At 53.0% G+C, this 13702-nt stretch carries 11 protein-coding genes; 7 read left to right on the forward strand and 4 right to left on the reverse strand.

Translation table 11 applies throughout. From position 1 onward, the window contains the following. The first annotated feature begins 8 nt into the window (after window positions 1-8). The 4 genes from tkt to ACY430_RS05790 all read left to right on the forward strand — a co-directional run bounded on the left by tkt (window position 9) and on the right by ACY430_RS05790 (window position 5261). Window positions 9-1988: a transketolase gene (gene tkt, locus ACY430_RS05775; protein WP_462137942.1), complete on the forward strand. Its 1980-nt coding sequence runs from the start codon at window positions 9-11 to the stop codon at window positions 1986-1988. Continuing rightward, entirely contained in the window at window positions 1985-3694 is a 1710-nt protein-coding gene (locus ACY430_RS05780; protein ID WP_462137943.1) for a hypothetical protein, read from the forward strand. Before tkt ends, ACY430_RS05780 begins: the two co-directional genes overlap by 4 nt. Window positions 3695-3765: 71 nt before the next feature. Then, window positions 3766-4494, forward strand: coding sequence for a ribose 5-phosphate isomerase A (gene rpiA / locus ACY430_RS05785; protein WP_462137944.1), 729 nt, complete (start codon window positions 3766-3768; stop codon window positions 4492-4494). Further along, window positions 4494-5261: a sulfite exporter TauE/SafE family protein gene (locus ACY430_RS05790; protein ID WP_462137945.1), complete on the forward strand. Its 768-nt coding sequence runs from the start codon at window positions 4494-4496 to the stop codon at window positions 5259-5261. Before rpiA ends, ACY430_RS05790 begins: the two co-directional genes overlap by 1 nt. On the opposite strand, the gene ACY430_RS05795 is transcribed toward ACY430_RS05790, so the two are convergent. From ACY430_RS05795 to ACY430_RS05810, 4 genes are all read right to left on the reverse strand, one after another. Then, window positions 5258-7135 (reverse strand): ABC transporter ATP-binding protein, encoded by a 1878-nt coding sequence (locus ACY430_RS05795; protein ID WP_462137946.1) that lies wholly within the window; start codon window positions 7133-7135, stop codon window positions 5258-5260. The two genes, ACY430_RS05790 and ACY430_RS05795, sit on opposite strands and share 4 nt — an antisense overlap. Continuing rightward, window positions 7132-8865 carry an ABC transporter ATP-binding protein gene (locus ACY430_RS05800; protein WP_462137947.1) on the reverse strand — a complete coding sequence of 578 codons (1734 nt, stop codon included), beginning with the start codon at window positions 8863-8865 and terminating at the stop codon, window positions 7132-7134. The genes ACY430_RS05795 and ACY430_RS05800 overlap by 4 nt, the downstream gene beginning before the upstream one ends. A gap of 38 nt (window positions 8866-8903) precedes the next feature. Continuing rightward, a complete protein-coding gene (gene sucD / locus ACY430_RS05805; protein WP_462137948.1) occupies window positions 8904-9779 on the reverse strand; it encodes a succinate--CoA ligase subunit alpha in 876 nt (291 codons plus the stop codon). Window positions 9780-9869: 90 nt separating this feature from the next. Next, entirely contained in the window at window positions 9870-10742 is an 873-nt protein-coding gene (locus ACY430_RS05810; RefSeq protein ID WP_462137949.1) for a YicC/YloC family endoribonuclease, read from the reverse strand. 98 nt (window positions 10743-10840) lie between these two features. On the opposite strand from ACY430_RS05810, the gene dapB reads away from it, so the two are divergent. From dapB to secD, 3 genes are all read left to right on the forward strand, one after another. Beyond that, the gene (gene dapB, locus ACY430_RS05815; protein WP_462137950.1) at window positions 10841-11623 is read left to right on the forward strand and encodes a 4-hydroxy-tetrahydrodipicolinate reductase; all 783 of its coding nucleotides are present in this window, start codon (window positions 10841-10843) and stop codon (window positions 11621-11623) included. Window positions 11624-11740: 117 nt separating this feature from the next. Then, window positions 11741-12109, forward strand: a complete 369-nt coding sequence (gene yajC / locus ACY430_RS05820; protein WP_462137951.1) for a preprotein translocase subunit YajC — start codon at window positions 11741-11743, stop codon at window positions 12107-12109. 3 nt (window positions 12110-12112) lie between these two features. Beyond that, on the forward strand, window positions 12113-13699 hold the full coding sequence (gene secD, locus ACY430_RS05825) for a protein translocase subunit SecD (RefSeq protein WP_462137952.1): 1587 nt from the start codon (window positions 12113-12115) through the stop codon (window positions 13697-13699). Window positions 13700-13702: the final 3 nt, after the last annotated feature.

Below are 13702 nucleotides of genomic sequence, written 5' to 3' on the forward strand. Positions count from 1 at the left end.
CCGCGACAATGAAAATTGTTAATTGCGTCAGAACTCTTTCAATGGACGCCGTTGAAAAAGCGCAGTCGGGGCATCCCGGCACGCCCATGGCGCTTGCCCCCGCCGCCTTCAAATTGTGGGACAAATTTATCAGGCACAACCCGTCGAACCCCGCGTGGAGCGCACGCGACCGCTTCGTGCTCTCCGCCGGACACGCCTCAATGCTTTTGTATTCAATGCTTCACATATCCGGCTACGGAGTTTCCATTGAGGACATAAAAAAATTCCGGCGGCTCGGAGGCAAATGCGCGGGCCACCCCGAATACGGGCTTATTTCCGGAGTTGAAACCACAACGGGCCCCCTCGGGCAGGGAGCGGCAACCTCGGTCGGAATGGCGGCGGCGGGAAAATGGCTTTCAAACCGCTTTGACAAGCCCGGTTTTCCGGTCGCGGGATACAACGTTTTCTCCATACTCAGCGACGGCGACATGATGGAGGGAATCACCTCCGAAGCGGCCTCGCTTGCGGCGCATCTGAAACTGGACAATCTGGTCTGGATTTACGATGACAACAGCATCACGATTGACGGCAAAACCGACATTTCGTTCTCCGAAAACGTCAAAGACAGATTTGCCGCTTATGGATGGAAGGTTTTCAGCGTGGCGGACGCGAACAATCTCACGGCTCTTGAAGATGCGTATTCCAAAGCCGTAAAAAGCAAAATGCCCGCGCTTGTTACGGTCAAAAGCCGCATAGCCTTCGGCAGTCCCGGCAAGGAAAACACTCCGGAAGCGCACGGCGCGCCGCTCGGCAAAGAAGAAGTGGCTCTGACGAAAAAGTTTTACGGAATCAAATCCGCGCCGGATTTTTATGTTCCGAAAGAGGTCGCCGCCTACCGTTCATCGGTCATAAAAAAGGGAAAGAAACTTGAAAAACAATGGAAGGCGCTTTTTGACAGATATGCGAAAAAACACCCCGCCGCCGCCGCCGAATTAAAAGCGATTTGCAAAGGCTCCACACCAAAGGGCTGGGCACGGGACCTGCCCGTTTTCAGCGATGGCGACTCGGTTGCCACGAGAACCTGCAACGGCAAAATCATGGAGGAGATAAGCGCGAAAATTCCATGGTTTGTCGGAGGCGCGGCGGATGTGGCGGACTCAACAAAAACAAATATTAAAGCCGCCGGAACTTTCAACGCCGCACAGTGCGGCGGAAGAAATTTCCGTTTTGGAGTACGCGAGCACTCAATGGCGGCGTTCTGCAACGGTCTCGCTCTCAGCGGACTCAGACCCTACGCTTCGTGCTACTTCGTTTTTTCGGACTATCTCAAACCCGCATTGCGTCTGTCCGCGCTTATGAATTTGCCGGTCGTCTATGTGTTTTCACACGACAGCATCGGGGTCGGCGAAGACGGGCCCACGCACCAGCCCGTTGAGCATCTGGCCTCACTGAGAGCCACTCCGGGGCTTAATGTCATAAGGCCCGCGGACGGGAATGAACTCAGCGCACTGTGGCCCGTAATAGTTGAATCGCGCAAACCGGCCGCGCTCGCACTGACGCGGCAGAACGTTCCGGTTCTGGAAACGGAGGGGGCGCGTTCGGGTGGCGCCGTGCGCGGCGCGTATATCGCGGCGGACTGCGCGGGCAAGCCGGAAATCATAATTATCGCGACCGGCTCGGAAGTCGCGCCGTGCGTGGGCGTTCACAAAAAGCTTCTCAAAGCGGGCGTGAAATCGCGGGTCGTCAGCATGCCCTGTTGGGAAATCTTTGACCGCCAGCCCGCAACCTACAAAAACCGCGTGCTTCCACCTTCGGTAAAAACGCGCCTTTCGGTCGAGGCGGCTTCAACACTCGGCTGGGAAAGACACACGGGGGCGGGAGAACGAACCTTTTCTCTCGGAATTGACACTTTCGGTGAATCTGCTCCCGGCGGCGATGTTATGAAGGAATTCGGATTTGATGAAAAAAATATATTCTCCATCGCGAGGAAACTCATTCGGAAAAAATGACGGGCAAAAACATCTGCGCGAACTACATTGAAATACCCGGCGGCTCATCCGGAGAATTTGAAAAGGCACTGAAAAATTCCACGGACGGCGTCATCATAAAACGGCTTTGGGAACGCGACCCCTCGCTGTGGAAAGGAGACGCCGATTTGATTGCCAGCCGGCTCGGATGGCTTTCGCTTCCTGAAAACACCGCGCGTGCGCTTGAAAAAATCAACGGCTTTTCCGCGCACCTGAAAAACGGCGGAATTAAAAACGTCATTCTCATCGCGATGGGCGGCTCAGCCCTGATATCAAAGGTCTTCGCGCGCGCGTTCGCGGATTCCGGCGGCGCGCGCCTCACCGTTATTGACACAACGGTTGCGGACACAATCGCACGGGTTTGTAAAAACACGGACTGGAATAAAACTTTTTTTATCGTCTCGTCAAAATCAGGTGAGACCGTTGAAACCGTCTCGGCGGCGTCTTTCTTTTTTGAGCGTCTCTCCGAAAAACTCGGAGCGGACGGGGCGGCGCAAAGGTTTGCCGCGATAACGGATGAAGGCACGCCGCTTTTTGAGAGCGCAAGTGAACGCGGATTTGCCGAAATTTTCACCGGAGACAAAACGGTCGGCGGGCGTTTTTCGCCTCTTTCCGTGTTCGGAATGGTTCCCGCCGCAATTGCAGGGGCGGATGTGGGCGCGATTCTGTCAAGCGCGCGGGATATGGCCCGGGAACTGCGCGGCGAGCGCGCATTGCCGGAGGGCAACACCGCTCTAAATCTCGCGGGCGCAATTGATTTTTTCAGCAAAAACGGAAACGGCGCGTTTTATGTCCGCTGTTCGGACGCCATCGCGGGCTTTGACAAATTTGTGGAGCAGATAGTCGGCGAAAGCGTGGGCAAAGACGGGATGACAGTTCTGCCGGTCGCTCACCCGATTGGGACGGACTGCGGCGCGGGCGGCGCGTTTTTTGTCTGTCTGAAAGACGACGAAAAACTTATGGACCGGGCGCGCGCGGTTGCCGGAAGCGGAATGCCGGTTGTGATGACGGTTGTGGAGAACAAAAACGCGCTTGGCGGAGAAATTTTTCGGTGGGAGGTCGCGGTCGCGGTTCTGGGAGCGCTTTGGGGAGTGAACCCGTTTGACCAGCCCGATGTGGAAAGCGCGAAGGCGCAGGCGCGCCGCCTTTTGGAAATCCACCGGCGCGAGGGCAATCTCCCCACGGGCCCTGCGGATTTCACGGACGGAGATATTGAGTTCAGGACACACATGGCGAAAAACGGCGGGGATTTGCGCGCTTATTTTGAGAAAAAGGCAAAAGAAAAAAAACGCGGCGGATATTTTTCCATTCAGGCATTTCTTGACGGCTCGGATGAAAAACTGCGCGATTGTGTTGAATCTCTGCGCGCAAGTCTGGTAAAAACCTTCGGCATTCCGGTTACGGCGGACTGGGGACCCGCGTATCTTCACTCTTCCGGGCAGATTCATAAGGGAGACGCCGGAAACGGAATCTTCATTCAACTTTGCGGAAAATGCCGCAGAGGGATAAAAATTCCGCCGGATGCGCCCGTAAGCGGCGGCGTGGAGTTTGAAATTCTCAAAAACGCTCAAATGCTCGGCGACCGGGAAGCGCTTGAAAATGCGGGAAGAGAGGTCGTGCAAATAGTTTTCAATTCCGACCCCGCCGGCGCAATTGCGCGGCTTTCAAAACTGTTGAAACTTCTTTAGTGTGTGTGTGTTTGAGCCAAAATTATTGAGACGCACCTGCGCCTCAAGTATAGTAAACCCGTCCATTTCCAATGGGAATTCACAAGAAACATCGCCGCGCGCGAGACATTGATGAACAAGTGGTTCGCAAAGCCGCTTCAATGGCCGTTGATTTTGTTTCATCCGGAATGGTTGTCGGGCTGGGAACGGGAAAAGCCTCCGCATTTGCAATTGAATACCTTGCGGAAAAAGTCCTGTCAGGCGTCATAGAAAAAATAGTGTGCGTGCCGAGTTCAATTAAAACCGCCGCTTACGCAAAATCGCTCGGTCTCACCAGATACGACAAATTCAAGCGCGACTCGGCGATTGACATAACGATTGACGGCGCGGACGAAGTTGACCGCAACTTCAATGTCATCAAGGGCGGTGGTGGAGCGATGTTTCGCGAAAAAATCGTTGCTCAGGAAAGTTCAAGAAACATCATTGTTATAGACAAAAGCAAACTGTCCGAAAAAATCGGACTGAACTGCCGTGTTCCGGTTGAGGTTATACCGTTCGCGGTCGGACCGGCGTGCAGATTTATCTCAACCCTCGGCGCGACCTTTATGGAACTCAGAAAAGACGAAAACGGCAAAACCTTCAAAACGGACGAAAAAAACTACATTCTGGACTGCGATTTCGGCCCCCTTTATGACCCGAAAATTATTGCCGAAGCGCTTGTATGGAGAGCGGGAATCGTTGAGCACGGACTGTTTCTCACGACCACAACGGACATTCTGGTTTCGTCCGATGAAAATGTGGAGCACCTGCGGGTTGAATAATGGCGGAGTTTTTTTCCGCTGAGGTTACGGCATTACTTCCGCCGGTTTCTCTGTTTCTCATCGGAGTTGTGGTCGGAGTCATAAACGTTACGGCGGGCGGCGGGTCGGTGCTGTCCCTGCCGGCTCTTATTTTTCTCGGTCTGGACGGAGGCGAAGCGAATGGAACAAACCGCCTTTCAATCATGATTCAGAACATATCGGCGACAGCGTCTTTCTCAAAAGAGCGCGCGGTGGATTTGCGCCATTCCCTTAAACTGTCGCTTTTGACCTTGCCCGGAATGGTTTGCGGCGTTTTTGCGGCGGTAACGATTGACGATGAGTTGTTCAAAAAAATAGTCGCCATAGCGATTATGGCGGTGGCGGCGTCAATGTTTCTGCCGTCATTGAAGAAAGGCGGAGAGGGTCGCAGCGGGCGGCGCTGGCTCATTTATCCGGGACTCGTGGCGGCGGGTTTTTACGGGGGCTTCATACAGGTCGGAATCGGACTTATGATTATGGCGCTTCTGTTTCATCTGGTCGGCGGAAGCATTGCATCCGTCAACGCGCGCAAAATCATTATCGTGCTGGTTTACACGGTTCCGGCGGTCTGCATATTTTTTTATTACGGCGATGTTGATATTTTCAAAGGACTGAACCTCGCGGCGGGTTCGGCGCTCGGCGGATGGTGGGGAGCAAAACTTTCGGTCAAAAAAGGCGCAAGCGCGGTGCGCTATTTCCTGATGGTCGCCATAGTTCTTTCCGGTCTGAAATTGCTGGAGATTCTTTAGCCGCTGGCGAATTTGTCCAGAGAGCTGTAAACCCCGCGCAGGGCGCTGAGTTCGCGGTGGGTTCCCATTTCAACAATCTCGCCCTTGTGGACAACCATTATTCTGTCCGCCTTGCGCACACTTGAAAGCCGGTGCGCTATGGTTATTAAGCTGAAGCCTCTTTTGAGAGACAAATCCCGGGCTTTTTTGATGGAGTCCCTCTCGGTTTTCGCGTCCATGTTGGATGTCGCCTCGTCCATAATCACAATCGCGGGCTCGCCCGCCAGAACTTCGTCAATGTTCTTAATCTGCTCCTCCCCCGAAGACAGACCGCTGCTGCGCGAATCGTCCTTTTTCTCATAATATTTTCTTTCCTGAAAAACGGGCGTAATCCGGCTTCTGAGCCATTCCAGGTCAGCGTGCGCGATGTCAATGCCGTTAAAAAGTATCTTGCCTCTCTGCGGCTCGTAGAGGCGGAACATAAGGTTGAACATGGTGGATTTGCCCGAACCCGTAAGCCCCACAATCGCCACCCACTCGCCCGCGGACACCTTGAAAGACACATCTTTCAGAACGCTTCTTCCGCCCTCGTAGGAAAACCACACGTTTTGAAACTCCATCCCGCCTCCGCGCGCAGAGGACGACAATTCGCCCGCCCTCTCCGGCTCAACCTCGTTGATGTCGTAAAGGTTTTCAGTCGCCGCTATGGCGGACTGAAGGATGTTGTATTTTTCCGACACCTCAAGCACGGGTCGGAACATCATTCTTGTGTAATAGATAAACGCTATCAGAGTCCCCGCCGTGAACTTTCCGTCAATAACCCCCGTGCCGCCCTTCCAGATTATAATCCCTATCGCTGCGACCGCGGCGTATTCAATAAACGGGCGAAAAACCTCAAAAACCCACAGTTGCTCCATATTGGCGAGAAAATTCTCCTTGTTCGTCTCCCTGAATCTGCGGAAGTTCTGCTCCTCTTTGCCGTAGTCTTTTATGATTTGAATTCCTCTTACGCTTTCCTGCACAAATGAGTTGAGCCGCGCTATTGAGCGCCTTATTCTGCGGTGCGAAAACCTGAGCCGCCTGCGGAAGAAATGCGCCACAAACGCCGCGCCGCCGACTATGGATATCATCATCAGCGCAAGGTCGGAATCAAGGCTGAACATCACAACCGCCACCCCGACGACAAGGAACAGATCTTTGAGCATCTGAACAACCACCGAAGAATACATATCGCTTATGGAGTTCAAATCGTTGGTAACCCGCGTTGTGATTCTGCCGGTCGGGTTTTCGTCAAAAAACTTCTGCGGCAAAGACATTATGCGCCTGAAAGTCCGCTCCCTGATGTCGTGAATTATGTGTTCGCCCGACACTTTGAGTAAATAGTTTGAGAGCGAAGACATGGAAAAAATTCCGATAACACAAAGCATCATGAGAACCGCGAGGCGGACAATGCCGTCCACATCCGCCGCCCTGAGAGTTTTGATTTCGCCGTCCGGCAATAACAGCAAATTCTTTTCGCTTATGTGCGCCGTGCCGCGAGCGCGCTCAAACAGTTCGGGGTTGCGCGCCGCTATTTTTGATGATTCCGAAGCGGGGTCGCTTGTGTCAACCACAAGGTATCTTTCGGTCTCCCCGCTCCGGGTCGGGGGCACAGAAGAGGCGACATCAACAATTTCGCCTGTGGAGTCTTTTTGCCACAAAAGCGAAATATGGTTGTCAACCGCGTGCCGTGCGATATATGGCACGGCAATTTCAAGCGCGGCGGTGCAGGTCATAAGAACAAAAGCCGCCGCGAGAAAACCGCCGCGCCGCCTGATAAATCCCGCGAGCCACGACAGCATCTTTCTGTCGCGCAAGGCGATGAATATATTTTTCTCTCCTCTGTTGCCGTTCATTGCGTCTGTATCCTGCGCATTCCGGCGTATATGCCGTCTCGCGCCGCAAGTTCCGAATGTGTCCCCCGTTCGGCGATTTTTCCGCCGTCCAGAACCATAATCACGTCCGCCAGATGCGAGGAATTGGTGCGGCTTGAGATAATAATCAGCACCGTTCCCGTCTCCTTCGCCCAGCGGCATAAGTTGCCCGTTACCTTCGCTTCGGTTGAAAGGTCAACGGACGAAAGCGCGTCATCAAGGATTAAAACCGCCGGCTCAAAAATGACCGAGCGGGCGATTGAAATCCTCTGCTTCTGTCCTTCGGAAATGTTGATTCCCCGCTCTCCGAGAACCGAGTCAAGGCCCTGTTCAAACCCTTCAACCTCTTCGGTCATTCCGCATATTTCCATCGCGCGGCGGGTTTCCCCGTCAGAGCGGAGTTGCATAAAGTTGATATTTTCCCTCACCGTACCGCTGAAGATAAACGCCTCGCGGTCAATGCGGACGAAATCTCTTTTAAGTTGCGAGCGTTTTATTGACCGCGTGTCGGTTCCGCCGATAAGCACCGAGCCGCCATCGGGTTCGGTTTCTCCTCTGATTATGTTCGCGAGCGTGGTTTTGCCCGACCCCGTTACGCCCACGATGCATGCGGTTTCGCCCGTGCGCGCTGTGAACGAACAGCCGTCAAGAATCTTCATACTTCCGAACGAAACGCCGATTTCGCGCACTTGCAGGTCGCCCTTCATTCGCGCAAACACCTCCGGCCCGTACGACCCGGCACTGAGTTTTAAAATGGAATTGAGACGTTTGATGGAGGAATTGCCCCTGCGCAAAATGTCCTGCGCCCAGCCCATGGCCATCATGGGCCAGGAGAGCATTGACAGATAGACAAGCAGCGCGGTGAAATCGCCAAGCGTCATTGAGCCCTCTATCGCGCGCGCGCCGCCAAGCAGAAGAAAAGTGACTCCGGCGATTCCAACACACAGCGAAATGGCGGGCTGATATACGGCCCAGAGCCGGGCGAGGTGGATGTTGCTTTGCGCGTAGTGAAGGCTTGATTCACCGAAGTTCCCGGTTTCGGTCTCCTCCATGCGCAAAGATTTGACCGCTTTGATGCCGAGAATCGGTCTGCGGGCGCTTTCGGTCAGAAGCGAAAAAGAGTCCTGGGTTTTTCTGAACCGTTTTTCTATCTCCCTTCCGCCTTTTATGACGAAAATCATCATCACCGCGAACGGCACGCACAGCGCCGCCGCGACCGGGGGCGATATGTAAAACATCGCGCCCAGTATGAAAACCAGAAGAAACATTCCGTCATAGGCGACCAGAACGCCGAGCCCGCAGGCGTACTTGAGAGTTTCCACATCGTTGACGGCGTGAGCCATTAAATCCCCCACTTTGCGCGAGGTGATTTGAGATATGTCAAGCCGCTGGAGATGAGAGAAAAATTCGTCTCTGAGGCTGCGCTCTATCTTGCGCGCCGCGCCCATTATGAAATAGCGCCATCCGAAGCGGAAAAGCGAAATGGCGACCCCCATGCCCAGAATGTAAAAAGCGCAGAGTTTGACGAAATCCGCCGCGCCCGGCCCGCCGCGCACAAAAGCGTCAGTGGCCTGCTTGATTACCAGCGGTATCGCCATTTGAAGCAGATCAACCGCCGAAAGCGCAACAATGCCCGATATAAGTTGTGGCTTATGCCTCTTAAGCAGAGACAGGATGCTTGTCTGTTTTGAAATCTGTTCGCGATTTTCCATCCACTACCACGCCCATAGAAAAAGGCGGAGCGGAAAACTCAACTATTTTCCATCTTCCCTTTCAACGTTTCACCCATTTCCGCGGGGCTTCTGCAAATCGCCGCGCCGGCAAGCTCAAGAGCTCTGAACTTGTCCTCCGCGCCGCCCAAACTTGACGAAATAATAGCTCCGGCGTGCCCCATTCTTTTGCCCGGAGGAGCGGTCGCGCCTGCGATAAAAGCGGCAACCGGCTTGGTAATGTTGTTTTTAATATAATCCGCCGCTTCTTCCTCATCGCTGCCGCCTATCTCGCCGATAAGCACCATCGCGTCTGTGTCGGGGTCGTTTTGGAACAGTTCAAGGGCGTCCGTGAAAGTGGTTCCGATTATCGGGTCTCCGCCTATTCCCACGCACGAGGACTGCCCTATACCGAGGTTGGAAAGCTGCCACACCGCCTCGTATGTCAGAGTTCCGCTGCGGGATATGACTCCCACTCTGCCGGGTTTGTGTATGTATCCGGGCATGATTCCGACCTTCGCCTCTCCGGGGGTCATCACGCCGGGGCAGTTAGGTCCCACAAGTCGTGAGCGCGACCCTTTGAGAAAGTTTTTCACTGTCATAACATCGCGGGTCGGAATACCCTCGGTTATGCAGATTATAAGTTCCACTTCCGCTTCGGCGGCTTCAAGTATGGAGTCAAGGGCAAAGGGAGCCGGCACAAAAATAAGTGAAGCGTTCGCCTGCGTCTCGTCCACTGCTTGCGAGACCGAATCAAAAACCTTGAACCCTTCAACCTCGGTTCCACCCTTTCCGGGGGTTACGCCCCCGACCACCGAAGTTCCGTATTCCCTGCACTGGGTCGCGTGGAAAAGCCCCTGGCTTCCGGTAATTCCCTGTACTATCACTTTGGTGTTTTTATCAACAAGAACACTCATATTTTTTATTTCTCCGTTATGAATTCGGGCTTTGCCGTTACCCCTGAGACCCTCAAATGGTAACACAACCGGATTTGCGTTTCAAAACCGCTATTCCACATTTTGAACCTGCTCGCGCATTTTTTCTATCTCCGACCTCAAATCCACCGCCAAATGGGAAATGGCCGGGGATTTCGATTTTGCCGAAATGGTTCCGGCTTCGCGGTTCATCTCCTGAGTGAGAAAATCAAGCTCTTTGCCCACGGAAACATTGGACTTGGAAATAAACTCCGAAAAACGGACGAGATGGGAGTTCATCCTTACTATCTCTTCGGTTATGTCACTTTTCTCGGACACGGCGGCGATCTCCTGATAGATTCTTGCCTCGTCCGCGTTTTCGCTTTTGAGAGAGCGTGCCTTCTCCGCGAGTTTGCGCTTAACCTCTTTTTCGTGCTTACCGCGCTCATTGCCGATTTTCAGCACAATCCGTTTACATTTCGCTGTGCGCAGAAGCAAGTCCTTGTGAAGAAGTTTTCCCTCGCGGCTTTTGCTTTTGTCCAGTTTTTCAATCGCGCTCCCCGATGCCTTTGTTATAAGTCCCGCCTTTTTCCGCCCCGGCTTATGTGCGGGCGCGGTTTTTGTAATCAATTCCCCGAAAGACAGTATGTGGTCAACCGTTATGTCTCCTTTGAGACCGAGACGGTTTTTAAGTTTTTTGAGGCTCTCAAGCGCGGCGCGGGCGGCGCGGAAGTCAATTTCAGGACTGTCCGCCCGGTCGTTCTCGTATATGACGGTGATTTTTACCTTCCCTCTCAGCGCGACCTTTTTCAACTGTTTGAGAATGTCGTTCTCAAGAAATCCGACCGCTTCGGGAAGCTGAATGCGCGCGTCAAAAAACCTGTGGTTTTCGCTTCGCGCCTCAACAATGAGTCGGCCGCCCTCAACTCCCATTTCGCTTCTTCCGAAGCCCGTCATGCTTTTCATTGCAAGATGTTTTACGGCGTTTCTTGAAACTGCCGCATCCGGCGTTTAATCTAACCGGAAACAAACTGATTCTACTTTAATTTTTCACAGTGTAAAAGATGAAAACCATTCAAATATCTATAGCGGGAGCGGGGGGGCGTATGGGCTCGGCGATAATCTCTGAAACCGCGAAAACGCGCGACATAAAGATTGCGGGGCTTTATGAAAAAGCCGGACACGTTCTGGTCGGGCGGAAAGTCGCGGGTGTTGAGGTTTTTAAGAACATAAGGAAAGCGTCTGAATCCGCCGATGTGATTGTGGACTTCACATCGCCCGAAGCCGCTCTGTCTCACGCACGGTGGTGCGCGAAGACGGGCAAAGCGATGGTTATGGGAACAACGGGCTTTTCCCCGAAACAGCGCAAAGAGATTGAGCGCACGGCAAAGTCCTTTCCGTGCGTAATCGCGCCCAACATGAGCGTTGGAATAAATCTGCTTGAAAGCATTGTCGCGGACGCGACGCGCAAACTCGGCGCGGATTTTGACATAGAGGTAGTGGAGACGCACCATTCGGCAAAAACAGACGCGCCAAGCGGAACAGCTCTCGCACTCGCCCGCGCCGCCGCCGAAGCAATGGGCAAAACGCTTGAAAAAACCGCCGTGTGCGCAAGAGAGGGGACGAACAACAAGCGCGGGAAAAACGAGATAGGAATACAGTCAATCCGCGGCGGCGACACTCCCGGAGACCACACCGTTTTATTCCTCGGACGCGGCGAAAGGGTTGAGTTTTCGCATAAGGCGCACGGCAGGGAAATTTTTGCCGTGGGAGCAATAAAGGCGGTGAGATGGATTTGCGGCAAACCCGCCGGAATATACGGGATGAAGGAAGTTCTGGGACTTTAGGAAACCACGGACGGCAAATTGCGCGGCGCGGTCTCTTGAAAACAAACGGCATAATGGTTATAAAATCGCAGGTTTTGCTTTAAAAAAAACGCTTTCTTGGCGGAGGAGTTTCAAATTTTGAAAAATTTCAATTTTCACATCTTGGCGGTTACCGCCTTATTTTTTGTTCATGTCCCCTCAGAGGTTTTCGCGCAGGAGGGAAAAGGAGGCGGACAGTCCCTGCTGACGGGTCTGCTGCCTTTTGTTCTTCTTTTCGTGATTTTCTATTTCTTAATCATACGCCCGCAACAGAAACGTTCGCGCGCACGCGATGCGATGCTTAAAAACCTCAAACGCGGCGATGAAATCATCACAAACGGCGGCATCTACGCGACAATAAACGACAGAGACGGGGAAACTATCACGCTTGAAATAGCGAAGGGAATAACGGTGAAGGCGACGCTGTCCGCGGCGGCTTCCAAAACAGGAAAAGAGGCTGGTAACTGACTATTGGGCGGAGTTTCAAAACTCTGGCTTGTCATTGTTGGAGCTCTGATTGCCCTTTCGGTAATTTTTCTGGCTCCGAACATCTGGGGCGACGCGTTGCCCGGCTGGTGGTCAAAGGCGTTTCCGGCGCGGGGAATCCGTCTCGGGCTTGACCTTCGCGGCGGCGTTTTCATTCAACTGGCGGTTGAAACCGACCAGGGCGTCAATAGACGGCTTGAAGGCGTTCTCGCAACAGTCAGGGAAGAGTTTGAAAACCCCGCCGAGGCGATAACAAAAACTGAAATAAAAGATTTTGCCATCTCAATGAAGTTCTCAAGAGCGGATTTTTTCTCAAAAGCGCTCAGAGCCATAGAGATAAAATTTCCCGAACTCACAATCCGGCCCGAACCCGAAAAACTGAGTATCAGGACTTTTCCGAACAACTACGGCATCTCCGAAATACGCGACAGTTCAATTGATCAGGTTCGGCAGGTCATAGAAAACCGCGTTCTTGATTTCGGTCTGGTGGAGCCGTCAATCACGCGGCTGGGAGACAGCAAAATCGTGATACAGGTTCCCGGCGCTTCGGAGAAAGACAGGGACAGAATTGTTGACATCATCAAAAAAACCGCAGTTCTGAAATTCAAAAAAGTGCACGGGCAGGGGTTTTCGCGCTCCGAGGCAATCATCAACGCGGGAGAGGCAACCGAAAGAGATTTGAAAGAAAAAAACCTGTCAATCCATCAAAGTTTTGAGGGCGGCAATGAAAACTTCTTCGTAACCGAGTCCGGAAGTTCGGTTACGGGAGAGCATATATCGGACGCGCGGCTCACGTTTGACAATTTCGGCGCGCCTGCGGTTTCGTTCAGTTTTTCGGGGGCGGGCGCGGGGAAGTTCGGAAAACTAACCGAAGCGAACATAGGAAACCGGCTTGCGATTGTTCTTGACGGCATTGTGAAATCGGCTCCGGTTATTCAAAGCCGCATAAGTTTCGAGGGGCAGATAACGGGCTCTTTTACGCAAGAGGAAGCCAGAGATTTGGCGCTTGTTCTGCGTTCGGGAGCGTTGACTGTTCCGGTTGCGGTTGAACAGGAGCGGCTCATAGGCCCTTCGCTCGGAAAAGACTCAGTGGAAAAAGGAAAACTCTCAATGATAGTGGGCGGCGCACTCGTTATCATGTTCATGATTCTCTACTACGGCACGCACGGAGTGGTCGCCAATCTGGCGCTGGGAATTAACATGTTTCTGATAATGGGGTTGCTCGCCTCTCTGGGCGTAACTCTCACTTTTCCGGGCATCGCGGGAATGATTCTAACTCTCGGAATCGCGGTTGACGGAAACATAATCATTTTTGAGAGAATTAAAGAGGAGATGAGAGCGGGGAAATCCCATTTTCACTCCATTGAAACCGGATACAAAAGGTCAATCAGAACAATTTTGGACGCAAACGTTACCACTTTGCTCGCGGGGCTTGTGCTTTTCTGGTTCGGCAACGGGCCAATAAAGGGCTTCGCGGCAACCTTGTGCGCGGGAATCGTCTGCACGGTGTTCAGCAATCTGATAGTGGCGCGCTCTATTTCAGGATTTATATGGAGAGAAAAAGGAACGTGAGCG

The sequence above is a fragment of the Candidatus Mycalebacterium sp. genome (assembly GCF_977828045.1).

Bases quoted from the DNA above. Each gene is read 5' to 3' on its own strand.
- sucD (WP_462137948.1), bottom strand. From the start codon at position 9,779: ATGAGTGTTCTTGTTGATAAAAACACCAAAGTGATAGTACAGGGAATT.
- ACY430_RS05795 (WP_462137946.1), bottom strand. From the start codon at position 7,135: ATGAACGGCAACAGAGGAGAGAAAAATATATTCATCGCCTTGCGCGAC.
- ACY430_RS05780 (WP_462137943.1), top strand. From the start codon at position 1,985: ATGACGGGCAAAAACATCTGCGCGAACTACATTGAAATACCCGGCGGC.
- tkt (WP_462137942.1), top strand. From the start codon at position 9: ATGAAAATTGTTAATTGCGTCAGAACTCTTTCAATGGACGCCGTTGAA.
- rpiA (WP_462137944.1), top strand. From the start codon at position 3,766: ATGGGAATTCACAAGAAACATCGCCGCGCGCGAGACATTGATGAACAA.
- dapB (WP_462137950.1), top strand. From the start codon at position 10,841: ATGAAAACCATTCAAATATCTATAGCGGGAGCGGGGGGGCGTATGGGC.
- ACY430_RS05810 (WP_462137949.1), bottom strand. From the start codon at position 10,742: ATGAAAAGCATGACGGGCTTCGGAAGAAGCGAAATGGGAGTTGAGGGC.
- ACY430_RS05800 (WP_462137947.1), bottom strand. From the start codon at position 8,865: ATGGAAAATCGCGAACAGATTTCAAAACAGACAAGCATCCTGTCTCTG.
- ACY430_RS05790 (WP_462137945.1), top strand. From the start codon at position 4,494: ATGGCGGAGTTTTTTTCCGCTGAGGTTACGGCATTACTTCCGCCGGTT.